At 58.5% G+C, this 22,103-nt stretch carries 22 protein-coding genes and 1 tRNA gene; 20 read left to right on the forward strand and 3 right to left on the reverse strand.

The annotated features are described in order from the left end of the window. Positions 1 to 100: 100 nt before the first annotated feature. On the forward strand, positions 101 to 1,168 hold the full coding sequence (locus tag hmeg3_RS16140; protein ID WP_094566400.1) for a substrate-binding domain-containing protein: 1,068 nt from the start codon (positions 101 to 103) through the stop codon (positions 1,166 to 1,168). Between the two features lie 16 nt (positions 1,169 to 1,184). On the opposite strand, the gene hmeg3_RS16145 is transcribed toward hmeg3_RS16140, so the two are convergent. Next, positions 1,185 to 2,099 (reverse strand): LysR substrate-binding domain-containing protein, encoded by a 915-nt coding sequence (locus hmeg3_RS16145; RefSeq protein ID WP_094564628.1) that lies wholly within the window; start codon positions 2,097 to 2,099, stop codon positions 1,185 to 1,187. Positions 2,100 to 2,200: 101 nt separating this feature from the next. Between hmeg3_RS16145 and hmeg3_RS16150 the strand changes: the two genes are divergently transcribed. Next, a complete protein-coding gene (locus hmeg3_RS16150) occupies positions 2,201 to 3,277 on the forward strand; it encodes a tartrate dehydrogenase (RefSeq protein ID WP_094564629.1) in 1,077 nt (358 codons plus the stop codon). 79 nt (positions 3,278 to 3,356) lie between these two features. Next, positions 3,357 to 4,370 carry a DctP family TRAP transporter solute-binding subunit gene (locus hmeg3_RS16155; protein ID WP_094564630.1) on the forward strand — a complete coding sequence of 338 codons (1,014 nt, stop codon included), beginning with the start codon at positions 3,357 to 3,359 and terminating at the stop codon, positions 4,368 to 4,370. A gap of 61 nt (positions 4,371 to 4,431) precedes the next feature. On the opposite strand, the gene hmeg3_RS24775 is transcribed toward hmeg3_RS16155, so the two are convergent. Continuing rightward, positions 4,432 to 4,710, reverse strand: a complete 279-nt coding sequence (locus hmeg3_RS24775) for a hypothetical protein (RefSeq protein ID WP_157739292.1) — start codon at positions 4,708 to 4,710, stop codon at positions 4,432 to 4,434. On the opposite strand from hmeg3_RS24775, the gene hmeg3_RS16160 reads away from it, so the two are divergent. Next, complete coding sequence (locus hmeg3_RS16160; RefSeq protein WP_094564631.1) at positions 4,709 to 5,110, forward strand: surface-adhesin E family protein; 402 nt, start codon at positions 4,709 to 4,711, stop codon at positions 5,108 to 5,110. The two genes, hmeg3_RS24775 and hmeg3_RS16160, sit on opposite strands and share 2 nt — an antisense overlap. A 33-nt stretch (positions 5,111 to 5,143) precedes the next feature. On the opposite strand, the gene hmeg3_RS16165 is transcribed toward hmeg3_RS16160, so the two are convergent. After that, the gene (locus hmeg3_RS16165) at positions 5,144 to 7,099 is read right to left on the reverse strand and encodes an APC family permease (protein WP_094566401.1); all 1,956 of its coding nucleotides are present in this window, start codon (positions 7,097 to 7,099) and stop codon (positions 5,144 to 5,146) included. Positions 7,100 to 7,237: 138 nt separating this feature from the next. Here hmeg3_RS16165 and hmeg3_RS16170 point away from each other — a divergent pair. The 16 genes from hmeg3_RS16170 (at position 7,238) to hmeg3_RS16245 (ending at position 22,102) form a co-directional block, all read left to right on the forward strand. Beyond that, a tRNA-Leu gene (locus hmeg3_RS16170) sits at positions 7,238 to 7,324 on the forward strand. 505 nt (positions 7,325 to 7,829) lie between these two features. After that, positions 7,830 to 8,597, forward strand: a complete 768-nt coding sequence (locus hmeg3_RS16175; RefSeq protein ID WP_094564632.1) for a beta-ketoacyl synthase chain length factor — start codon at positions 7,830 to 7,832, stop codon at positions 8,595 to 8,597. Continuing rightward, positions 8,590 to 9,423, forward strand: coding sequence for a 1-acyl-sn-glycerol-3-phosphate acyltransferase (locus hmeg3_RS16180; RefSeq protein WP_232511673.1), 834 nt, complete (start codon positions 8,590 to 8,592; stop codon positions 9,421 to 9,423). Before hmeg3_RS16175 ends, hmeg3_RS16180 begins: the two co-directional genes overlap by 8 nt. 3 nt (positions 9,424 to 9,426) lie before the next feature. After that, complete coding sequence (locus hmeg3_RS16185) at positions 9,427 to 9,687, forward strand: phosphopantetheine-binding protein (protein ID WP_050475909.1); 261 nt, start codon at positions 9,427 to 9,429, stop codon at positions 9,685 to 9,687. A 15-nt stretch (positions 9,688 to 9,702) separates the two neighbouring features. Next, positions 9,703 to 9,981 (forward strand): acyl carrier protein, encoded by a 279-nt coding sequence (locus tag hmeg3_RS16190; RefSeq protein WP_094564633.1) that lies wholly within the window; start codon positions 9,703 to 9,705, stop codon positions 9,979 to 9,981. Beyond that, a complete protein-coding gene (locus tag hmeg3_RS16195) occupies positions 9,968 to 10,525 on the forward strand; it encodes a hypothetical protein (protein ID WP_094564634.1) in 558 nt (185 codons plus the stop codon). Before hmeg3_RS16190 ends, hmeg3_RS16195 begins: the two co-directional genes overlap by 14 nt. Next, positions 10,518 to 12,278: an AMP-binding protein gene (locus hmeg3_RS16200; protein WP_094566403.1), complete on the forward strand. Its 1,761-nt coding sequence runs from the start codon at positions 10,518 to 10,520 to the stop codon at positions 12,276 to 12,278. Before hmeg3_RS16195 ends, hmeg3_RS16200 begins: the two co-directional genes overlap by 8 nt. Continuing rightward, positions 12,275 to 13,066 (forward strand): glycosyltransferase family 2 protein, encoded by a 792-nt coding sequence (locus tag hmeg3_RS16205; protein ID WP_369828828.1) that lies wholly within the window; start codon positions 12,275 to 12,277, stop codon positions 13,064 to 13,066. The genes hmeg3_RS16200 and hmeg3_RS16205 overlap by 4 nt, the downstream gene beginning before the upstream one ends. Beyond that, on the forward strand, positions 13,063 to 14,052 hold the full coding sequence (locus hmeg3_RS16210; RefSeq protein WP_094564636.1) for an acyltransferase: 990 nt from the start codon (positions 13,063 to 13,065) through the stop codon (positions 14,050 to 14,052). Before hmeg3_RS16205 ends, hmeg3_RS16210 begins: the two co-directional genes overlap by 4 nt. Beyond that, positions 14,039 to 15,610: a histidine ammonia-lyase gene (gene hutH, locus hmeg3_RS16215; RefSeq protein WP_094564637.1), complete on the forward strand. Its 1,572-nt coding sequence runs from the start codon at positions 14,039 to 14,041 to the stop codon at positions 15,608 to 15,610. Before hmeg3_RS16210 ends, hutH begins: the two co-directional genes overlap by 14 nt. Next, a complete protein-coding gene (locus tag hmeg3_RS16220) occupies positions 15,603 to 16,067 on the forward strand; it encodes a thioesterase family protein (RefSeq protein ID WP_094564638.1) in 465 nt (154 codons plus the stop codon). Before hutH ends, hmeg3_RS16220 begins: the two co-directional genes overlap by 8 nt. Beyond that, on the forward strand, positions 16,064 to 16,705 hold the full coding sequence (locus tag hmeg3_RS16225) for an outer membrane lipoprotein carrier protein LolA (protein ID WP_232511675.1): 642 nt from the start codon (positions 16,064 to 16,066) through the stop codon (positions 16,703 to 16,705). Before hmeg3_RS16220 ends, hmeg3_RS16225 begins: the two co-directional genes overlap by 4 nt. Next, positions 16,698 to 19,130 carry an MMPL family transporter gene (locus tag hmeg3_RS16230; protein ID WP_094564639.1) on the forward strand — a complete coding sequence of 811 codons (2,433 nt, stop codon included), beginning with the start codon at positions 16,698 to 16,700 and terminating at the stop codon, positions 19,128 to 19,130. Before hmeg3_RS16225 ends, hmeg3_RS16230 begins: the two co-directional genes overlap by 8 nt. Beyond that, the gene (locus hmeg3_RS16235) at positions 19,117 to 20,355 is read left to right on the forward strand and encodes an NAD(P)/FAD-dependent oxidoreductase (RefSeq protein WP_094564640.1); all 1,239 of its coding nucleotides are present in this window, start codon (positions 19,117 to 19,119) and stop codon (positions 20,353 to 20,355) included. Before hmeg3_RS16230 ends, hmeg3_RS16235 begins: the two co-directional genes overlap by 14 nt. Beyond that, positions 20,346 to 20,915: a DUF3261 domain-containing protein gene (locus tag hmeg3_RS16240; RefSeq protein WP_094564641.1), complete on the forward strand. Its 570-nt coding sequence runs from the start codon at positions 20,346 to 20,348 to the stop codon at positions 20,913 to 20,915. Before hmeg3_RS16235 ends, hmeg3_RS16240 begins: the two co-directional genes overlap by 10 nt. After that, positions 20,912 to 22,102, forward strand: coding sequence for a beta-ketoacyl-ACP synthase (locus hmeg3_RS16245; RefSeq protein WP_094564642.1), 1,191 nt, complete (start codon positions 20,912 to 20,914; stop codon positions 22,100 to 22,102). Before hmeg3_RS16240 ends, hmeg3_RS16245 begins: the two co-directional genes overlap by 4 nt. Position 22,103: the final 1 nt, after the last annotated feature.

The raw sequence follows: 22,103 nt of genomic DNA on the forward strand, positions 1-22,103 counted from the left end.
ATGCAAATAATTACCTATAGTTTTTATGTACTACGCGTGCTACCGCGAAGGTATCATTGAAATTCTTCACCCTCAATATGCTATTTATTTCATATTTATCATGTATAAAGTTCGCATCAAACCTCACTGGGAAATCGCTCACGGTGAAGAAACACCTCTAGATACCGCCGATTTGCTTGCTCTGTTAGCTGCGATTCAACAGAGTGGATCGATTGCCAAAGGCGCCGAGCAGTTGCGCCACTCCTATCGGCATGCATGGGGTCTGCTGCGTACTTCCGAGCAGTTATTCGGACATAGCCTGATTGAAAGCGGACGTGGCCGCGGCACCACACTCACACCGTTTGCCAGCAAATTGCTGTGGGCCGACCGCATGGTCAGCGCACGGCTGTCGCCGACACTGGACAGCCTGGCCTCGGAGCTGGAAATTGAATTGGGCAAAACGGTCGAAGGCAAATCCAAGACGGTGCGCCTGAACGCCAGCCATGGCTTCGCTGTCGCCGCCCTGCTCAATCAGTTCAACCAGGCCAAACTGCCGGTGGAAGTACGCTATCGCCACAGCACCGATGCCGTGGCGGCCTTGTCGCGCCAGGAATGTGATCTCGCAGGGTTCCACGTGCCGCTGGGTGAATTCGAAAAACCGGCCATTGCCATGTACGCTAAATGGCTCAACAAGCGCAGCGATTGCTTAATCCATCTGGCGGTGCGCAATCAGGGGCTCTTCGTTGCCCCCGGCAATCCCAAGCAAATTCTGGATTTACCGGATCTGATCCGCAGCGATCTGCGTTTCGTCAATCGCGAAGCCGGCTCCGGTACCCGCATGCTGCTGGAACTGATGCTGGCAGGGCAAGGTATCTCGCACAAGAAGATCAATGGTTTCGAAAACACTGAGTTCACGCACTCGGCGGTAGCCGCCTTCATCGCCAGCGGCATGGCCGATGTCGGCTTTGGTGTGCAGACGGCATCGCAGCGCTTTGGGCTGGATTTCATTCCGCTGGTGCGGGAGCGGTATTTCTTCGCCCTGCCGACGGCGTCGCTCAACGATCCACTGGTGCAGGCGGTGGTCAATATTCTGCAATCGCCGATATTCCGCAGTGTGGTGGACGATCTGGCGGGTTATGACGGTACTGACACCGGAAAAATACAAAGCCTGCAGGAAGCCTTCGGCTAACGCTGGGCCATATGGCTCAGCGTGCTTGCACGTTAAGGTGCTTCTGCAAGAAGCGCACGCACTCCCGTACCTTGGCGGAGTTCTTCAACTGCAGCGGATAGACCGCACAGAGATCTGCTTCCTGAAAATACCCCGGCAGCACGCGTACCAGACTCCCATCCTTGAGACTGGCGGCGACATCCCAGATCGACCGCAAGATGATGCCGTGCCCGTCGACCGCCCACTGATGAATGATCTCGCCGTGGTTCGAGGCCAGACCGCCGGCAACCTTGACGGTCTCCGCGCCTTTCGGCCCCATCATGCGCCAGATACCGAAGGACTGATTACGCTCACGAATCACCAGACATTGATGCTGAGTCAGCTCGGATAAGGTTTGCGGCATGCCGTGACGCTCCAGATATCCCGGACTGGCACATAGCACCCGCTGACTGGTGATGATGCGCTTGGCGAAGAGATGCGGCTCATGCACCGGTCCGACGCGGATGTCGAGGTCGAATCCTTCATTGATCATGTCGACCTGACGGTCAAACAGCTCCAGCTGAATACGCAGGCCGGGATGCAGCCGTGCGAATTCTGAAATCAGCGGTGACACATATTTGCGCCCCAGAGCAAAGCTCGTGCTGATCTTGAGCAAACCCCGCGGCACGCGTTTGGCGGTGCTGACGGTTTCAATCATCTGATCGACATCGTCGAGGATGCGCCGTGCCCAGTCGTGCACGTTGCTGCCGTCCTCGGTCATGACGACGCTGCGCGTGGTGCGATGAAACAAGCGTACGCCCAGCGCCGCCTCCAGCAAGGCAATCCGCTTGCTGATATAGGCGGGAGATGCGCCCAGTTCCTTGGCGGATTCGGCAAAACTGTTCTTGCGCGCCACGGTACAGAACAGGCGCAGATCTTCCAGCAAAGGCGCGGCGGCAGATTGATTGTTCACGATTCGTGTTTTATGAAGTAACCGATTCGTGAATTATAGCGAGCTGCCGAGCAAGCATTAGCGTTTATGATTTCCGTTCGGTTTTTAAAGGAGAACGCACCGTGACCAAACATAAAGTAGCTGTGATCGCCGGCGACGGCATCGGACAAGAAGTGATCCCCGAAGGCTTGCGCGCCGTCGACGCCGCAGCAAAGAAATTCGGCATCGAGATCGAGTACACCCATTTCGACTGGGCGCATTGCGGCTACTACGCCCAGCACGGCAAGATGATGCCGGACGACTGGTTCGATCAGTTGAAGGGATTCGAAGCAATCTTCTTCGGCGCGGTCGGCTGGCCTGCCACGGTGCCCGATCACGTCTCGCTGTGGGGTTCGCTGCTGAAGTTCCGCCGCGACTTCGACCTCTATGTCAACCTGCGCCCGGTGCGTCTGATGCCCGGCGTACCCTGCCCGCTGGCCGGCCGCAAACCTGGCGACATCGATTTTTACGTCGTGCGCGAAAACACCGAGGGGGAATATTCTTCCATCGGCGGCCGCATGTATGAAGGCACTGATCGTGAAGTAGTGATTCAGGAGTCGGTCTTTACCCGTCACGGCGTCGACCGTATCCTGAAATACGCCTTCGACCTGGCGCAAAGCCGTCCGAAGAAACACCTCACTTCCGCCACCAAGTCCAATGGCATCGCCATCACCATGCCGTATTGGGACGAGCGCGTCGAAGCCATGAGCAAGAACTACGGCGACGTCAAATGGGACAAGTACCACATCGATATCCTGACCGCGCATTTCGTGCTGAATCCGCAGCGATTTGACGTGGTGGTCGCGCCCAACTTGTTCGGCGACATATTGTCCGACCTCGGCCCGGCCTGCGCGGGCACCATCGGCATTGCGCCGTCGGCCAACATCAATCCTGACCGCAAGATGCCGTCGCTGTTCGAACCGGTACACGGTTCGGCGCCCGACATCGCCGGCAAGAACATCGCCAACCCGGTCGCCACGATCTGGTCCGGCGCGATGATGCTGGACTTCCTCGGCAACGGCAAACCGCAATACAAGCAAGCGCATGACGCTATCCTGTCCGCCATCGAAAAAGTGCTGGTGGAAGGACCGAAGACCGCTGATCTGGGCGGCACCGGCGATACAACGGCAGTCGGCAAGGCCATCGCCGCCGCTATCTGATCCGATCAGAACGCAGCAACCGGATGCGGATCGCGCTCATCAGAAGCGCGACCGTATCACCAACAGGAGGAGACACCCGATGCAACACTGGAAAGCCATTGTCGCGACCGCAGCAGCAGCGTTCGCCTTCAACACACAAGCGCAAACCACGCAGCAACCCATCGTCATCAAATTCAGCCACGTTGTCGCCACCAACACGTCCAAGGGCAAGACAGCCGAATACTTCAAAAAGATCGTCGAAGAACGCACCGCGGGTCGCATCAAGGTCGAGGTCTATCCGAACAGTCAGCTCTACAAGGACAAGGAAGAACTCGAAGCCCTGCAAATGGGATCGGTGCAATTGCTGGCGCCGACCTTCGGTAAATTCGGTCCGATGGGCGTGCGCGAATTTGAAGTATTCGACCTGCCCTACCTGTTCGACAACATGGCGCAGGCGCAAAAGATCACGCAAGGCCCGATCGGCCACGCCCTGCTCAAAAAGCTGGACAGCAAGGGACTCACCGGTCTGGCAATGTGGGACAGCGGCTTTCTCGACTGGACTTCCAACAAGCCGATCGTGAAGCCGGCCGACATCAAGGGCATGAAGATTCGCATCCAGTCATCCAAGGTGATCGACGCGCGCACGCGCATCGTCGGCGCACTGCCGCAAGTGATGCCATGGTCGGAGATTTATCAGGGCCTGCAAACCGGCGTGGTCGACGGCCAGGAAAATCCGCCATCCATCGTCAGCACCGCCAAGCTGTTTGAGGTGCAGAAGTTCATGACGATTTCTGAACACGGCTATCACGGCTACGTGTTCATCGCCAACAAGCGCTTCTGGGATGCACTGCCGGCAGACATCAAACCGATCATGGACAAGGCGGTGATCGACGCGACCGAGTATTTCAACAGCAACGCGAAGAAGGAAAATGACGATGCGCTGGAAGACATCAAAAAGACCGGCAAGATGAAAATTCTGACCATGACGCCGGAAGAAAAGAGCGAGTGGAAAAAGATCCAGTACAAGGTTCACCGCGAGATGGAAGACCGTATCGGCAAGGACTTGATCCAATCCATCTACAAGGAAATCGGCCGTACGCCGGACGGCAAATAGCCGCCGCAGCGCCAATCGTGTCAAGTTCAAGCCGACAATTCCTTGCGAATCGTCGGCTTTTTTACATCATCGATGTTTTCCGAAATACGACGCCGTCATGTCGTGTTAGCATTTGCCGCTTAAAATAAGCTGACATTTCCATTACGATCATGAAGGTACGGTTAACATATTTCACTGCGGCACTGAGCGCACACGCTTTGCTGTGGTCGGTTAGCCTGCTGATCATGCTGGAAGATGATGCCGCAATGCTGGCGTTTATGTTTTCTTGAAACCTTGTTTTCTTGAAAGACGTTTGTCTGAAACTTCTTTCAACAATCACCGCATTCACTGAACGGGACATGATGAAATTTGCTGTGCTGGCGTTGCTACTGGTATCGAACCAGGTTTTAGCCGCGCAATGGTCATTGCTCGGCGACAATGATCTCGGTACCTTCTTTGTCGACAAAAGCACCGTCACTCGCAGCCGCGGTGTTCTGAAGGCCGATATCCTGCTGAACTGGAACAAGCCGCAATTGCTGCAAGGCCACGGCAAATACTATCTGTCGGAAGTTTCCATCGCTTATCTCGACTGCGACGACAAGCAAATCGGTTTCGGCAGCCGCACCATGTACGCCAAGGCCGACGCCCAGGGCGGCGCGCTGTTTTCCCCTTACCTCGCCTACGGCGACGTCAAGCTGCAAGACACGGTGCCCGGCTCAACCGGCGCGCAGATGATCAAAGCCATTTGCAGCCTCAAATAACAAGAGCGTTTCGTTAAATGCTCTTCTTGCCTGTCACACCTTCATCGGCAGAATGACCATCTGCAAACCGTCAAAGTGCAGCCTGCGCTGAATCGCCAGCGCCGCCTGATTGTGAAGCAAGCGGATGAACCAGTTGTCCTGCTCGAAGATCAGCTTACTGGTAAAGAAAATCGCATTCGGATATTGCTTGCTGATGTCATAGCAAAGCTTGGTGACTTCCTGCACGGCGTCGGTGCCGAATCCCAGGAACGACGTCGATGCCATGCCGTGGCTGCGGCAAAAATCCACGAAGAACTGCAAGGTCGCATTGGCCTCGGCGCGCATCTGTTCCACCGCGCCCTCGCCACCATAGGCATGCGAATCGACCGTACGCGCATTGACGAAAATGAAGTTCTTGAAATGTTCCGGGAACATCCGCTGCACCCACAGCAAGGCGTGCAAACCGCCGCCGCGTGACGTACCGACGATAAAGACCGCGGTCTGGTTGACCGGATCCGGTTCGATTGCCTTCAGGTTGGTGCCAAAGGGCTGGCTGGAAAAGATCTGGTCGACCGAGCGGATCGCTTCCTTGGTATCGCGGTAGTGATTGCGGATGTATATACAGAGTGCAGAAATCGCGGCAATGATGACCGCCGTCGCCCAACCGCCTTCAGTCAGTTTCTCGAACAGCAAGACGGACAGAATCGACGCGCAGATCACAAAGCCGACCAGCGACAACAGGAAGCGTCGCTTCCAGTGCGCCAGATGGCGGCGATGACGCCACCAGTAGCGGCACAAGCCGAACAGCGAAATGGCGAATGTGAGAAATACCGAGATCGAATACAGCACGATCAGCAACGTCACACTGCCCCGCGTCCAGAACAGGATGATCAATGCGGCAATGCCCATGACCAGGATGCCATTTTGCGTGACCAGCCGTGTCGACAGGTAACGGAATTTATGCGGCACCCAGGAATCCACCGCCATATTCGACAGCACCGCAGGACCACCAAGGAAGCCTGTGTTGGCGGCAACAAACAGCAAACCCGCCTCAAACGCCAACACGACCGCCAGCAAGATATCGTTGAGCCATCGGCTGCCGGTGCCCATGCTGTCGATGATCAGCCGGAAGGTGGTCGCGTTGAGTGTCTCGCCATTGACATGGCGCGCATCCCACAACAGATATAACAAGAAGATCCCGCCGGCCGTGAATGCCAGCGACAAGGCCATATAAATCATCGTCACCTTGCCGGTGCGTACGCGCGGCTCGGCCAGCATATTGACGTTGTTGGAGACCGCCTCCAGACCGGTATAGGTACCGCCACCCTGCGAATAGGCCAGCAGCAGCATGCTGGCGACGCCTGCCCAGCCTATGTTTTGTGCCAAGGCGCCGGTATCGCTTAGCGTGGAAGGCACCAGCGCCGGCAGATATTCCGCATGCGCGAAGATGCCATAGACGATCAGCACCAGATGCGTCGCGACAAAACCGAGAAAGATCGGCAGCAGGAACTGGATCGCCTCTTTGAGCCCGCGCAGATTGAGCACGATCAGCATACCGACGAAGAAGGCTTCCGCCCACAGCTTGTAATCCTGGAAGCCCAGCGGCAGCAAAGACGCCAGCGCATCGACACCAGAGGCGATGGAAATGGCGATCGTCAACACATAATCGAGAATCAGCGCGACGCCGGAAATCAGTCCGAGATAGGGGCCGACCAGCTTGGTTGCCACCCGATATCCGCCGCCACCGGTCGGAAACAGCTCGATGACCTGGTTATAGGCCAGCGCAATGATGAATACCGTCAGCGCCGTCGCCAGCGCGAGATAAAGTCCAAGGTGAGTGTGCTCACCGAGCGCACGGAAACTTTCTTCGGGACCGTAGGCCGACGACGACAAACCATCCGCCCCCAAACCTACCCATGCCAGAAAAGCGACCAGTGCCAACGAATGGCGGGTCTCGCTTTTCAACGGGTCCAGCGCCTTGCCCAACAACATTTCTCGAATCTTCAACATGCATTCATGTGCCACATACTTCGACATTTTTCGCTCAAGCGGCGATGATACCTGTTTGTACCGCAGCGCGGCATGAGCAAAATTGCATGAGGGCCTTGCCCCTCTCTTCAAAATCCGTCATAATCGCTGTCTTGCGTTGCCGGGATGGCGGAATAGGTAGACGCACGGGACTCAAAATCCCGCGGTGGTGACACCGTGCCGGTTCGATTCCGGCTCCCGGCACCAGCACTGAAATGTGCTGATGGAGCATGCAGTATGGATGTAGATGTTTGATACAGATGTGTAGCTGATTGCAGTCGTCAGGAATTTGCAAGAGACGATATGCAGCAACAGATATTGCGTCTCGGCGATTCGGCAGCAAAGTAATAAGCTAGTTGTGTTGCAGCGAGCTCATTATGCGCCAACGTTGCAGGAACAAAACAGGTAGGTACGATTATTCGTCCCTGCCTTTTTTTTGGCCCAAATATTCGGCCAAAAATAGAAATTTGTAGCGACTTTTATCGTAATATTTGATTTACTTTTTTTAACGATCAATAAGCCGGCTCTCGTTATCACATTAACAAAAAATGCGAGGGGGTCGCAGCGATTATCAGACAATCGGATCAGTTGGCAGGATTGCTTGCCGGAGTGGTAAAAACTCCAAAAGCGAATAACAACTGCCCTATCTGATTACTATAACGATAACGTTTGCGAAGAGAGCATGGGCAATCGACAGCATTCGAATAGAAATATGCGTTTTGGGGATGTCAGTTTTTCTGTCGCATCGCATACGGCTTGGGCGCCTGGTTTAGACACCGCTGCCGCATGGCTGGAGTGGGCTCACGACCGCAAACCCGCATCTGCACCGACCGAACCCAAAGTCAAAGATATGCCGCCAATGTTGCGCCGTCGTGCCAGTCCGGCCGGCAAGATGGCTCTGGAAACCGCCTATCAGTGCCTTCCGGCGCAATCCGATATCCCCGTCATCTTTGCCTCCCGCCACGGCGAATGCGCGCGTTCGGTCGAATTACTGATGGAACTGGCCAATAACGCCCCGCTGTCGCCTGCCTCATTCAGCCTTTCCGTACACAATGCCAATGCAGGCTTGTTCTCCATTGCACGCGGCGACCGTGGCAATAGCATCGCCATCGCCGCAGGCCCCAGCACGGTTGAGCATGCGTTAATCGAAGCGTGCGGCCTGTTGGCCGACGGCGCCCCGCAGGTATTGCTGGTCATGTCGGACAGCCCGCCGCCGGAGGCTTTCAGCGCCTACAACGATTGCGCCGAAGAAGGCTACGCCTGGGCCTGGCTGCTGCAGGCGATTGCCGACAAACATTCCGGAAGCAACACCGGCGAACACATTTCACTGTCCTGGTCTGCAGCAAACCACGATGGCGCAACCGAAAATCTCTCGGCAGTCCCGGCGGGACTGGATGTCCTGCGCTTCTTCCTGCGGCGCGACGCCGAGCTGGCTCGTGTTGCCAACGGGCGCTGCTGGCGCTGGAGCCGCCATGATTGATTGGTTGAATAAACGATCGGGCAAACAGCTGATCACGCATTCGACGAAGCAATCGACAAGGCATCAAACCGCCCTTTTCAACAAATACTGGCGAGTATGTGGGACTGGTATCAGTTTTGCCGCGTTCGGCGCCGGTGGGCTGGCATTGCGCCTGGCGATCTTCCCCTTGCTCAATCTCTTCGTACGCGATCAGCAACAGCGCATTCTCTGGTCGCGCCGGATCATCCGCCTGTCTTTCCGTGCATTCGTCGAACTGATGCGCATGCTGGGCGTACTCAGCTATGAGATTACCGGCCTGGAAAGATTGGAACGCCGTGGCCTGCTCATCCTCGCCAACCATCCCAGCCTGATTGACACCGTATTGCTGATGGCCTTCGTCCGGCAGGCCGACTGCATCGTCAAGGGGGCATTGTGGCGCAATCCCTTCACCCGTGGCCCGGTGCGGGCGGCCGGCTACATCAGCAATGAAGACGGCCCGGAATTGGTCGACGACTGCATCGCCTCGATCCGCAGCGGCGGCAATCTGATTATTTTCCCCGAAGGCACACGCACACCTGCCGACGGCAACATGACTTTCAAGCGCGGCGCGGCCAATGTCGCTGTGCGCGGCGAATGTGCGATTACCCCGGTGATCATTCGTTGCACGCCGGGAACGCTCGCCAAAGGTAACAAATGGTGGAAAGTGCCGCCAACCATGGCACACTTCAGCATCGAGATTCAACAGGATATCGACATCAGGGCGGTAACCGGCCAGGCCGAGAACCCGACCCTGGCAGCGCGCCAGCTCACGTACTACCTGCAAAACTATTTCATGAAAGAAAGCTAGGCGATGCCAAGACTTGACGAAGAAATCAAAGAACTCATTATCGAAGTTCTGCAACTGGAAGACATCCGTCCGTCCGACATCGATTCCGCCGCCCCGCTGTTCGGCGACGGATTGGGATTGGATTCCATCGACGCGCTTGAGCTGGGCGTTGCATTGCAAAAACGCTACGGCGTTGTTTTATCCGCGAATTCAGAAGAAACCCGCAAGCACTTTGCTTCGGTTCAATCCCTGGAAGCCTTGATCGCCAATCACGCCAATAAGTAAATAAGTAGGCTCACCATGACAACCTTAGCGCCAACCATGAACAAGGACGAGATCACCGTCTGGATCGTCGACATGCTGCATGAGATGTTCGAACTCGACAAAGCCAAGATCTCGCCGCAATCGAATCTTTACACTGATCTCGACATCGACAGCATCGACGCCGTCGATATCGTCGTCAAACTGAATCAGATGACCGGCAAACGCATCCAGCCTGACGTATTTCGGTCGGTACGCACAGTACAAGATGTGGTCAACGTGATTGCGACGCTGCTGCAAACGGATGAAAAAGCCTGATTTCACCAATGTCCTGACCACCCTGATCATCCTGGTATATCCACTGCTGATCTGGTATGCGCACGGGAAGATCGAACCTCGGTTGCTGGCGCTGGCGCTGGTAGCTGTCGCGGTGTTACGCCTGCTGACCTCCAAACTGAGCCAACGCTACCGCTGGATGAGCCTGGCCGCGCTTGCGCTGGCGGTACCGGCGCTGTTCTGGAACGCCATGTTGCCGCTCAAGCTGTATCCGGTCGCAGTCAGTCTGGGCATGCTGGCCTTGTTCGGCGCCAGTCTGGTGCGCCCGCCCTCCATCATCGAACGGCTGGCGCGTTTGCAAGATCCGAATCTGCCGGCCTTCGCCGTTGCGTACACCCGCCGCGTCACCCAGGTGTGGTGCGTCTTCTTTGCGCTCAATGGCGGCATCGCCTTTGCCACTGCAGTCTGGGCATCTGAAGCCATCTGGTCGCTGTATACGGGATTGATCTCCTATGTGCTGATGGGCGTGCTGTTCGTCGGCGAATATGCCGTACGCCTCTATGTCAGGCGTCATCACCATGCCTGACTTCATCGATATGCTGGCGCTGCCCTACATGGCACGCGCTGACGACCATCTCATCGGCTGGCGTCATCACCATGCCGTCAGCAATGCGCAATTCGGCATCGACGCTGCACAATGGCGGCAATTATTGGCAGGCCACAGCGGCCGCAATTTTGCCCTGTTCATGCATGACACGATCGCTTTTTCCGCAGCGCTGTTCGGTGCCTGGCAAGCGGGAAAAACGGTCTATCTGCCCAGCGACACCCTGCCGGACACTTGCAAGGCGCTGGCGGCGAACGTTGACGGTTTCATCGGCGATTTCGCGCACGAATGGAAACCGCTGGAGACGCCATCACTAAATGCCGAAAGCCCCGCGCCCACAGTTGCAGATGCGGCCACGCTGGACGGCGACTTCATCGGCCTGGTGGTCTACACCTCCGGCAGCACCGGTGCGGCCCAAGCCATCCCGAAAAAACTCTCGCAGATGTCGAACGAGGTCGCCACGCTTGACGCATTGTTCGGCGCGCGCGTGGGCAACGCTGACATCGTCTCGACCGTTTCGCACCAGCACATCTACGGCTTGCTGTTCAAAGTGCTTTGGCCGATTTGCGCGGGCCGCGCGATCCATGCACACAGCGCTTTCTTCCCGGAAGATCTCGCTGCCATTGCGCCACAACGTCCATGGCTGCTGCTGTCCAGTCCGGCGCATCTCAAGCGCCTGCCCGAGAGTCCAGTACAACCTGACATCACGCATCTGCAAGCCATTTTTTCATCGGGCGGCCCCCTGTTCCCCGATGTGGCCGCAGCCACATACCAGCAATTCGGACACAGCCCGATTGAAATCTATGGCAGCTCGGAAACCGGCGGCATTGCCTGGCGTCAGCCCTTGCCCGGCATTGAGCGAGACGATAGCTGGCTGCCGATGCCACACGTCGACGTACGACTGAACATCGAACACGACTGCCTGGAAGTACGCTCGCCACACTTGCCCGACAGCGATTGGCTGCGCATGGCCGACCGGGTGGAATTCTCCGACAGGCAAAAATTCACCCTGCGCGGTCGCGCCGACCGCATCGTCAAGCTGGAAGAAAAACGCATCTCCCTCGACCAGATCGAACGCCTGTTGCTGACGTCGCCGCTGGCAGCAGAAGCGCGCGTCATGCTGCATCAGGCGCCGGGCCAACGTGATCGTATTGCTGCTTTCGTCGTCCTCGCAGCGGCAGGTCGCGACGTGCTGGAACAGCAAGGCAAGCTGGCGCTGAACACAAAGCTACGCGCCGTCCTGGCGGACGCGATCGAAAGCGTCGCGCTGCCGCGCATGTGGCGTTACCTCGACGCCATGCCGGCCAACACGCAAGGCAAAACTACATTGGCGGCATTGACCGCATTACTGGAAGAACAGCAGGTGCCGGCATCGGCATCGTCCCGTCCATTGCTGCCCGAACATACGCTGATACAGCGCACCGACACGCAGGTCACGCTGCAACTGTATGTCCCGGAAAACCTGCTCTATTTCGAGGGTCATTTTCCTGAAGCGCCTATCCTGCCCGGTGTCGCGCAAGTGAACTGGGCACTGGAATTGGGACGTCAGTATCTGCCCCTGCCACACGATTGCGTCGGCATGCAGGCGTTGAAATTTCAGCGCGTGATTGTTCCCGGTGCAACCGTCAGTCTTGAACTTGAACACGACATGCAAAAAAGCGCACTGGCTTTCCGCCTGCACTCCGCCGACGGCCAGCACGCCAGCGGACGCATTCTGCTCGGAGGTGCCGCATGACTCCAATGACGACTACAGTAAGTCCGCCGAAGATCGGTGTCGTCATTCCGGTCTACAACCACGAGCGCGCTATTCCGGCCGTACTGGAAGCCGTGTTGCAACATGACCTTCACTGCGTACTGGTCGACGACGGCAGCAACAGCACCTGCGCGGCGGTGCTCGATCAGCTCGCGGCGCAAACGCCCCAACAAGTTACCTTGCTGCGCCACAGCGTCAATCGCGGCAAAGGTGATGCGGTCATGACCGGCTTGCGCCATCTGGCGCAGCAAGGCTATAGCCATGGCTTGCAGATCGACTCCGACGGCCAGCACGATACTGCCGACATCCCGCGCTTCGTCGCAACCTGCGCAGCACACCCGCTTGCGGTGATCAGCGGCTGCCCGATCTATGACGACAGCGTGCCAAAAGGACGCCTCTATGCGCGCTACCTGACGCATGTCTGGGTCTGGATCAATACGCTGTCTTTTGATATCCGAGATTCAATGTGCGGCTTTCGCATTTATCCGCTGACACCTGTCATGACGCTGATCGCGAAGCAAAAAATTGGCAGCCGCATGGATTTCGATACCGAGATCCTGGTACGCCTGTATTGGCGCGGCATACAAGTCATTAACTTTCCCACGCGCGTGCGTTATCCGACGGACGGCGTATCGCATTTCAACGTCTGGCTCGACAACGTCCTGATTTCACGCATGCATACCGTCCTGTTTTTTGGCATGTTGGTTCGTTCACCATTGCTGCTGGCCCGCAAACTTTTTGCAACAACCCGACGCATGGCATCGCAATGACGGCGAATGAAGAAACACAAGCGCCACAGCAGCAGCGATCCGGCAGGCATTGGGCGCAAATCAACGAAGTCAGTTTCGTCGCCGGCATGCGCCTGCTGTTTTTTGTCTATCGCGTGTTTGGCCGATGGCCGTTTCGGATAATGCTGTATCCCGTGCTGGTCTGGTACATGGCACGCAATCCGTTGGCACGAAAAGCTTCCCTCGATTATCTTGCGCACCTGCGCTCAGCCCATCCGACGCTGGCAACGCCAGTTGGAATTCGCGGCGCCTTCCGCCATTTCGCTGCCTTTGGAGAAAGCCTGCTCGACAAAATGCTGTTGTGGGGCGGCCTGTTCCCGATGGACAAAGTGAGCGTGCAAAACGGTTCCCTGATCACCGAGGCCGCCGCACAAGGCCGCGGCGGACTCATGATGTGTACGCATCTGGGCAATCTGGAATTGTGCCGCGTGCTCGGCCGCCGGCATCCCAACGTCAAACTGACTGTACTGGTGCATACCAAGCATGCGCAAGCTTTCAACAACATGCTGGCGCAACTCGATCCGGGCAGCCAGATGAATCTGATGCAGGTTACCGAGATGACACCCGCCACCGCAGTCATTCTGGCTGACAAGGTCGCGCAGGGTGAGTTTGTCGTCATCGCCGGCGACCGGGTTCCGGTTTCGCCCAATCCGCGCGTGGCGCTGGCGCCCTTCATGGGGGAAGCAGCGCCCTTCCCGATTGGCCCTTACGTCTTGGCCAGTCTGTTGAATTGCCCGGTTTTTCTGATGTTTTCGCGTCGCACACATGACGGCGCAGAACTTTGTTTTGAAGGCTTTCGTGAACAGATCCAGTTGCCGCGCAAACAGCGTGACCAACTGCTCGGTGAACTGGCGGCCGATTATGCCGCGCGCCTGGAACACCATTGCCTGCACGCACCGCTGCAATGGTTCAACTTTTACGATTTCTGGGCCCTGCCCACACTGGATAGCCACGATGCCAAACCCTAAATTCCCGGCAGCTGCAGCCGACTTTGTTACTTTCGGCGAAACACCGCTGACCATCGAACAGGTCAACGCCATCGCCGACGGTTCCGCGCATGCGGCCTTGTCCGACTCCCCTGCTTTCCTGGCGCGCATCCAGCGCGGCGCCGACTTCCTCGATCGTCTGCTGCGCGAGGACGGCACCGTCTACGGCGTCACCACCGGCTACGGTGACTCGTGCACGGTGACCGTGCCGCCCGAACTGATTGCCGACTTGCCGCATCATCTTTATACCTATCACGGCTGCGGCCTGGGCAGCGTCTTCACGCCCGAGCAAACGCGCGCGATTCTGGCTACGCGCCTGACCTCGCTCAGCAAGGGTTATTCCGGCGTCAGTGTCGGTTTGCTCAAGCAGATCGAAGGCTTGCTGCAAAACGACCTGCTGCCGCTGATTCCATCCGAAGGCTCGGTCGGCGCCAGCGGCGACCTGACGCCGTTGTCATATCTTGCCGCCGTGCTGTGCGGTGAACGTCAGGTCTGGAAGAACGGCGAACAAATCGACGCGGCATCTGCCCTGCAAGCCGCCGGCATGACGCCGCTGCGCCTGCGCCCGAAAGAAGGCCTGGCGATCATGAACGGCACCGCCGTCATGACAGCATTGGCGTGCCTGGCCTACCAACGCGCTGAATATCTGTGCAAAGTGGCTACACGCATCACCGCCATGGCCAGCTTCTCGCTGGACGGCAACGCCCACCATTTCGACGCCACACTGTTCTCGGTCAAACCACATCCCGGCCAGCAGCAAGTGGCCGGATGGTTACAGACCGATCTCGACTGCGATCAACCGCTGCGCAATGAAAAGCGCCTGCAGGACCGCTACTCGATCCGCTGCGCCCCCCACGTCATCGGCGTGCTGACCGATGCGTTGCCATGGCTGCGCAGCAATATCGAAAACGAACTCAACAGCGCCAACGACAATCCCATCATCGATCCGGACAACGAGCGCGTGCTGCACGGCGGCCATTTCTACGGCGGCCACATCGCCTTCGCCATGGACAGCATGAAGAATGCCGTCGCCAACATTGCCGACCTGCTTGACCGCCAGATGGCGCTACTGGTCGACAGCCGCTACAACAACGGCCTGCCGTCCAATCTGTCGGGCGCCAAAGGCCCGCGTGCCGCCATCAACCATGGCCTCAAGGCGCTGCAGATCAGCTCCTCCGCATGGACCGCTGAAGCGCTGAAGCTGACCATGCCGGCCTCGGTCTTCTCGCGCTCGACCGAATGCCACAACCAGGACAAAGTCAGCATGGGCACCATCGCCGCGCGCGACTGCCTGCGCGTACTGGAACTGACCGAACAAGTCGTCGCCGCGTTGCTGATCACCGTGCGCCAGGGCGTCTGGCTGCGCAGCGAGCTGCAACCGGAAACACCGCTGGCCGAACTGCCCGGCGGCCGTCTGGCGGCCATGCAGGAAGCCCTTGCCGCCGATATCGCGCCGGTCGCCGAAGACCGCATGCTGGAACCCGACCTGCGCCTGCTGCTGCAACGCATCCGTGCGCGCAGCTGGAGCCTGTATGACTAAGTTGCCTGCAGACAGCAAGATCACGCTCGCCAACTCTCCGTGGCAAGCCGAGGTCGAGTTGCAGATTCAGTTCTACGATCTCGATCCGATGGAAGTGGTCTGGCACGGCCGCTATATCGAATACTTCGAGGCCGCGCGCTGCGCGCTGCTCGACCAGATCGATTACAACTACGCAGCGATGAAGGAGTCAGGTTTTATGTGGCCCATCATCGACCTGCAAGTGCGTTACTCCAATCCTGCCACGTTCCGCCAGCGCATCAAGGTGCGCGCCGCCATCACCGAATGGGAGAACCGCCTGAAGATGGAATATCTGGTGACCGACGCCGCCAGTGGCCGGCGCCTGACGCGCGGCTTCACCACGCAGGTCGCGGTGCAAATGGACAAGCGCGAAATGTGCTTCGTCAGCCCGCGCGTGCTGTGGCAAAAGCTGGACTTACCTTATCCGGAACCGACATGATTTTTACTCTTCGCACTTTCCATAAAATACTGGGCGCGCTGGCCGTGACGGCGGCATTCTCCGCCACCGCCATCACCACCGCGAACGCTGCCGCTCCCGTCGCGCAGATTCAAGCCGCGCTGGCCAAACCCGCCCTCATGTGCGGCCGCTTTGACCAGACCAAGCAACTGACCGGCATCAAGAAACCGCTGCTGTCGAACGGGCGCTTCTGCGTGGCCTCTGGCAAGGGCATCCTGTGGCAAACCTTGCAGCCTTTCCCGAGCACCTTGCGCATCACCCGCAATGCCATCGTGCAGATGCAGAACGGCCGCGTCGCCATGCGTCTCGATGCGCAGCAGGAACCTGTCGTCAAGATGATCAACAACGTACTGTTCTCGTTGCTGGCGGGCGACCTCAGCCAACTCGATAAACTGTTTGAACTGGACGGCACGATCAAGAACGGCAACTGGCATGTCGCCCTCAAGGCACGCGAGCCGGGTCTGGCCAAGGCCATCGGCGACATTCAGCTGGACGGCGGCGCGTACGTCAACAAGGTCACCATGCAGGAAGCCTCGGGCGATCATACCGATATTGTGTTCTCCGGCATCCAGACCGGCGACAAGGCCATGACGCCGGAAGAAGGAGCCATGTTTGACTGAACGCGCCGACAGCGACGCAAGCTCACCGATTGCGCCCGTCCCTGCCAAGCCTAAGGTGCTGCGCGGCCTTGCGCTGGCATGGCTGCTGATCGTCGCCTTGCTGCTCAGCCACAACGCTTATCTGTGGCTGGTTCAGCGCGTCAGTCCTGACACCGACATCCTGGCTCTGCTGCCGTCGTCGCGTCATGACGACGTGATGCAGCAAGCCTTTGCACATATGGTCGACAGCGCCCAGCAAAAAGTTGTCGTCCTCGTCGGCGAACGTGACTGGGACAAAGCCATGCAAGCCGCATCGGCCTATGAAGCGGTCATCGGCAAGCAGCCCTCGCTGCTGCAACCGATGGCGGGCGACGCTGCACAATTGCAAGGCGCGTGGCTGTCGACCTTCAACCAGAGCCGCCTGATGCTGCTCACGCAGGAGCAACGCGACAAACTGCACAAGGACTCGCCGCAGCAATGGAGTCAGTTGGCGCTGAGCGCGATGTATGGTGCCTTCGGTGGCCCCAAACTCGGCGCATGGCAGGACGATCCGTTCGGTCTGTTCAGCGGCTGGGTGCAGGCACGCGCGCAGGAAACGCCGGTACGTCCGCGCGATGGCCGTCTGTTCGTGGAAAGCGGCGGGCGCTCTTATGTCCTGCTGCTGCTGAATCTGCAACAGTCTGCGTTCTCGATCTCCGCACAGGAACACGTCATCCCCCTGCTGGACCGGGCCACCCAGGCAGCGAAACAATCTGCGCCTGATGTGGAAATCATCACCGCCGGCGTCATCCTCCATGCTGCCGCAGGCAGCCGGCAAGCCAGCAGCGAGATGACGACCATCGGCGCCGGCTCCCTGATCGGCATCGTGTTGCTGATGTGGCTGACGTTTCGCTCGCTCAAGCCGATTGCGCTGATTGCCCTGTCGATTGCCATCGGCTGCCTTGGCGCCTTGTCGGTCAGCTGGTTGCTGTTTGGCCGCCTGCATCTGCTGACGCTGGTGTTCGGCGCCAGCCTGGTGGGCATCGCGCAGGACTATGCAATTTACTTCCTGTGCGCGCGCCTCGGCACGGATCGCCACATGGATTCGCGCCAGCTGCTGCGCCGCTTGCTGCCCGGCCTCGGCCTGATGCTGCTGGCGGCGGTCATCGGTTATCTCGGCATGGCGCTGACGCCTTTCCCCGGACTGCGCCAGATGGCGGTGTTCTCGGTGCTGGGATTGCTGTTTGCCTGGCTGACCGTAATCCTGTGGTTTCCGGCACTGATCCATGCAGACAGCTTGCGCAGCACCGGATTGGCAGATCGTTATAGCCATAGCATCGGCAAATGGCCGCAATTCCGCTTCAACCGCATCGGCGTCGTCTTGCTGGCGGTCTTCGCCGTCTTTGTTGTTGCCGGACTGATGCGCCTGAAAGTCAGCGACGATATCCGCGCCTTGCAAAAGACACCGCAACATCTGATCGACGACCAGATCAAGCTCGGCAAGCTGCTCGATACGCCGACGCCGGCCCAGTTCTATCTGGTGCGTGGCGACTCCGCGGAAATCGTCCTGCAACGCGAAGAACAACTGAAGCGGCACTTGCAAACCGCGATCGACAAAAAGCTGATCAGCGGCGTGCAAGCGATTTCCAACTGGGTGCCGTCGCGACAGCAGCAGCAAGCCGATCATGATCTGGTTGCCGACAAATTGCTGGCGCCGCAAGGCGCGCTTGCCGCTATCGCGACTGCCATCGACGAAAATGAACAATGGCAACAAGACCTGCGCCAGCGTTTGCTCGCGCAGAGCAAACCCTTGTTGCCGGACGCATTCATCGCGTCGCCTGCGGGTCAACCCTGGCGCCATCTGTGGCTTGGCAAAACCGGAGGACAATCTGCAACTCAATATGCCAGCATCGTCGCCGTGCGCGGCCTGAGCGACTACCGTCAGTTGCAGGTGCTGGCCGACGTCGCTCCCGGGATCAGCGGCGTGCAGTGGGTCGACAAAGTTGCCGACATTTCTTCTGTGCTGAGCTATTACCGGCAATACATGACATGGGCTTTGCTGGCAGCGTATGCCACCATTTTCATGCTGCTCTCATTGCGCTATCGCCGCGCTGCATGGCGCGCGATTGCACCACCGCTGCTGGCGACATTGGCAACGCTGGCGTTATTCGGCGTGATCGGCCAACCGCTGCAACTATTCCATGTACTGGCGTGTCTGTTGTTATTGGGACTGGGCGTCGATTACGGCATATTTCTGCAAGAACCCACGAAGCGCCATCGGCGCTTCGCCTGGCTGACTGTTGGCTTGTCGGCGATCAGCGCCCTGCTCTCCTTCGGATTGCTCGCTCTCAGCAGCAGCCCTCCGTTGCACGCATTCGGATTGACCATGCTGATCGGCATGGCCCTGGTCTGGCTTACTTCACCTTGTTTTGCCGGCTCAAAACCGCCAACTTATGACACCAACTAGCAATACCGAGCAACACGACATCCTGATCATCGGCGCAGGCCCGGCCGGTGCAGTTGCCGCCGCGTTGCTGCGCCGTCGCGGCCATCAGGTGCTCGTCATCGAGCGCGAGCAGTTTCCGCGCTTTTCCATCGGCGAGAGTCTGCTGCCGCAAAGCATGGCCTATCTGGAACAGGCCGGCATGCTGCAGGCCGTCGTGGAACACGGCTTCCAGTTCAAGAATGGCGCATCCTTCGTCTGCGGCGAACGCCAGACTTCTTTCGATTTCCGCGACAAGCATTCCTCCGGCTGGGGCACGACCTATCAGGTACAGCGCGCCGACTTCGATCATTTGCTGGCGCAACAGGCTGAACTGCAAGGCGCCGAGATACGCTATCGCCAGACCGTGACCGCAGTTGATCTGGAAGGTGAACGTCCGCGCACGCAGGTGCGTGACGCCGATGGCCGCGAATATACGATTGAATCGCGCTTCATTCTTGACGCCAGCGGTTTCGGCCGCGTGCTGCCGCGTTTGCTCGACCTTGAGCGTCCATCTGGTTTTCCGCTGCGTGGCGCTTATTTCACGCATATCGCCGATGGCATCCGCGATCCGCAATTTGACCGCAACAAGATTCGCATCACCGTGCATCCAGAGCACCAAGACGTCTGGTACTGGCTGATCCCGTTTGCGCACGGTCGCTGCTCCATCGGGGTGGTGGCGGAATCTTCCTTCCTCGACGACGTTCCCGGCGACGAGACCACAAAGCTGCGCACGCTGGTCATGCAAGACCCGTCCCTGCGCGCGTTGCTGCAACACGCCGATTGGGATACCCCGGCACGCAACATCTCCGGCTACGCCGCCAACGTGACATCGCTGTGGGGCAAGAACTACGCTCTGCTCGGCAACGCCGGAGAATTCCTCGATCCGATTTTCTCGTCGGGCGTGACGATTGCACTGAAATCCGCCAGCCTGGCAACGGCTACCCTGACACGCATGCTCGCCGGGGAAACCGTGGACTGGGAAGCCGAGTATGCAAAGCCGTTGAAAAGCGGCGTCGACACCTTCCGCACCTTTGTTGAATCCTGGTATGCAGGCGGCTTCCAGAAAGTAATCTTCCACGAGAATCAGGAACCGGCGATCCGCCGCATGATTTCGTCCATCCTGGCGGGCTACGCGTGGGACCAGAGCAACCCCTTCGTCACCGAAAGCAAGCGCCGGCTGACCGCACTGGAAAGCATATGCGCCTGAGCCTGGTCATTTCTTCCGTCATGGCGGCATTGCTGCTGTCGGCATGCTCTACCGCACCGACACTGCCAGAACCTCCGGCGACATCTGCACGCCTGCATCTGCAGCTTGCGCCGGCGTCGCTGGGCACCTCCCTCAGTCTGCAGCAACACCTGACCGTGGAACGCGCCGGCCGCACCGATGAAATCGACACCGTTCTGGAAATCGAACCGGATCACCTTCATCTGGTCGGTCTGGCATTCGGCCAACGCGTCATGACGCTGGCTTACGATGGCAAGGAACTGAAAACCTGGCGCCATTTCATGCTGCCCAAGGAAGTCCAGGGTGAAGACGTATTGCAAGATGTGCAACTGACGCTGTGGCCCGTTGCCGCCATCCGTGCGGCATTGCCCGCCGGGTGGGCGCTGGAAGAGAAGGACATGCAGCGGACATTGCTGTTGAATCACGAAGTCGTCACGCAAATCGATTATCCTGACCGCAAAGCGTGGGGCGGCAAAGTGATCCTGACCAATTTGCGCTATCACTACAAGCTGACCATACAATCGGTCGTTACCGCATCATGACGATTTACCTTAACGCACTGGGAATGATTTGCTCGCTCGGCGATACGCACACCGGGATCAGACAACGCCTGTTCGCCGGCAACAGCGGCTTGCATGCGAGCAAACGCCCTATGTCCAATGACGTTGCCCGCCACGTCGGCAGCATCGCCCTCACCGATCCAGAATTACCGAGCCTCGAGCATCTGCCGCTGCGCGAACACAGCCGCAATAATCGTGTCGCGCTCGCCGCATTGGCGCAAATACGCAGCGAAGTGGATGCACTGATTGCACGTTTCGGCCCGGATCGCATCGGCATCGTGCTGGGCACCAGCACCTCCGGCATCGCGGAAGGCGAAGTTGCCTTCAAACATTACGTCGAGCAGGGAGCATTCCCCTCTCATTTTCATTATGGCCAGCAAGAACTCGGCTCGCCGGCGGCTGCGCTGGCAACAACACTCGGCGTGAGCGGCCCGGCCTATGTCCACTCCAGCGCCTGCTCGTCGAGCGCAAAAGCCATGGCCAGTGCCGCGCGCCTGATCAACATGGGCCTGTGCGACGCGGTCATCAGCGGCGGTGTGGATACGCTGTGCGATTTCACCATCGCCGGTTTTGCTGCGCTGGATTCAGTCAGCGCCGAGCGCTGCAACCCGCTCAGTGCCAACCGCCAAGGCATCAACATCGGTGAAGGTGCCGCGCTGTTCCTCATGACGTCGGAACCAGCGACAGTTACACTTTGCGGCTGGGGCGAATCATCCGATGCGCATCATATTTCGGCGCCGGATCCCGAAGGCACCGGTGCCATACTGGCAATCCGGCAAGCATTGCAGCGCGCTGCGATCACGCCTGAGCAAATCGACTACATCAACCTGCACGGCACCGCGACCCTGCAAAACGACGCCATGGAATCGAAGGCTATCCATCAAATGTTTGGTGCAGCGACGCCGGTCAGTTCGACAAAATCCCTTACCGGACATACCTTGGGCGCCGCCAGCGCCATCGAAGCCGGGCTGTGCTGGCTGACCATGCAAGACGACAACCCGACCGGCATATTACCGCCGCATCTGTGGGACGGTCAGGCTGACCCTGCCCTGCCGCCGCTGAACGTGGTTGCTGTCGGCAAAGCGCTCGGCCGGCCGCCGCGCTATGTACTGAGCAATTCATTCGCCTTCGGCGGCAGCAACGCCGCATTGATCTTCGGAAGAGACTGAC

Source organism: Herbaspirillum sp. meg3, from assembly GCF_002257565.1.
Taxonomy (GTDB): Bacteria; Pseudomonadota; Gammaproteobacteria; order Burkholderiales; family Burkholderiaceae_D; genus Herbaspirillum.

Bases quoted from the DNA above. Each gene is read 5' to 3' on its own strand.
- hmeg3_RS16185 (WP_050475909.1), top strand. From the start codon at position 9,427: ATGCCAAGACTTGACGAAGAAATCAAAGAACTCATTATCGAAGTTCTG.
- hmeg3_RS16190 (WP_094564633.1), top strand. From the start codon at position 9,703: ATGACAACCTTAGCGCCAACCATGAACAAGGACGAGATCACCGTCTGG.
- hmeg3_RS16165 (WP_094566401.1), bottom strand. From the start codon at position 7,099: ATGTTGAAGATTCGAGAAATGTTGTTGGGCAAGGCGCTGGACCCGTTG.
- hmeg3_RS16180 (WP_232511673.1), top strand. From the start codon at position 8,590: ATGATTGATTGGTTGAATAAACGATCGGGCAAACAGCTGATCACGCAT.
- hmeg3_RS16225 (WP_232511675.1), top strand. From the start codon at position 16,064: ATGATTTTTACTCTTCGCACTTTCCATAAAATACTGGGCGCGCTGGCC.
- hmeg3_RS24775 (WP_157739292.1), bottom strand. From the start codon at position 4,710: ATGTCCCGTTCAGTGAATGCGGTGATTGTTGAAAGAAGTTTCAGACAA.
- hmeg3_RS16195 (WP_094564634.1), top strand. From the start codon at position 9,968: ATGAAAAAGCCTGATTTCACCAATGTCCTGACCACCCTGATCATCCTG.
- hmeg3_RS16245 (WP_094564642.1), top strand. From the start codon at position 20,912: ATGACGATTTACCTTAACGCACTGGGAATGATTTGCTCGCTCGGCGAT.
- hmeg3_RS16160 (WP_094564631.1), top strand. From the start codon at position 4,709: ATGATGAAATTTGCTGTGCTGGCGTTGCTACTGGTATCGAACCAGGTT.
- hmeg3_RS16155 (WP_094564630.1), top strand. From the start codon at position 3,357: ATGCAACACTGGAAAGCCATTGTCGCGACCGCAGCAGCAGCGTTCGCC.
- hmeg3_RS16235 (WP_094564640.1), top strand. From the start codon at position 19,117: ATGACACCAACTAGCAATACCGAGCAACACGACATCCTGATCATCGGC.
- hmeg3_RS16210 (WP_094564636.1), top strand. From the start codon at position 13,063: ATGACGGCGAATGAAGAAACACAAGCGCCACAGCAGCAGCGATCCGGC.
- hmeg3_RS16140 (WP_094566400.1), top strand. From the start codon at position 101: ATGTATAAAGTTCGCATCAAACCTCACTGGGAAATCGCTCACGGTGAA.
- hutH (WP_094564637.1), top strand. From the start codon at position 14,039: ATGCCAAACCCTAAATTCCCGGCAGCTGCAGCCGACTTTGTTACTTTC.
- hmeg3_RS16200 (WP_094566403.1), top strand. From the start codon at position 10,518: ATGCCTGACTTCATCGATATGCTGGCGCTGCCCTACATGGCACGCGCT.
- hmeg3_RS16205 (WP_369828828.1), top strand. From the start codon at position 12,275: ATGACTCCAATGACGACTACAGTAAGTCCGCCGAAGATCGGTGTCGTC.
- hmeg3_RS16220 (WP_094564638.1), top strand. From the start codon at position 15,603: ATGACTAAGTTGCCTGCAGACAGCAAGATCACGCTCGCCAACTCTCCG.
- hmeg3_RS16240 (WP_094564641.1), top strand. From the start codon at position 20,346: ATGCGCCTGAGCCTGGTCATTTCTTCCGTCATGGCGGCATTGCTGCTG.
- hmeg3_RS16175 (WP_094564632.1), top strand. From the start codon at position 7,830: ATGCGTTTTGGGGATGTCAGTTTTTCTGTCGCATCGCATACGGCTTGG.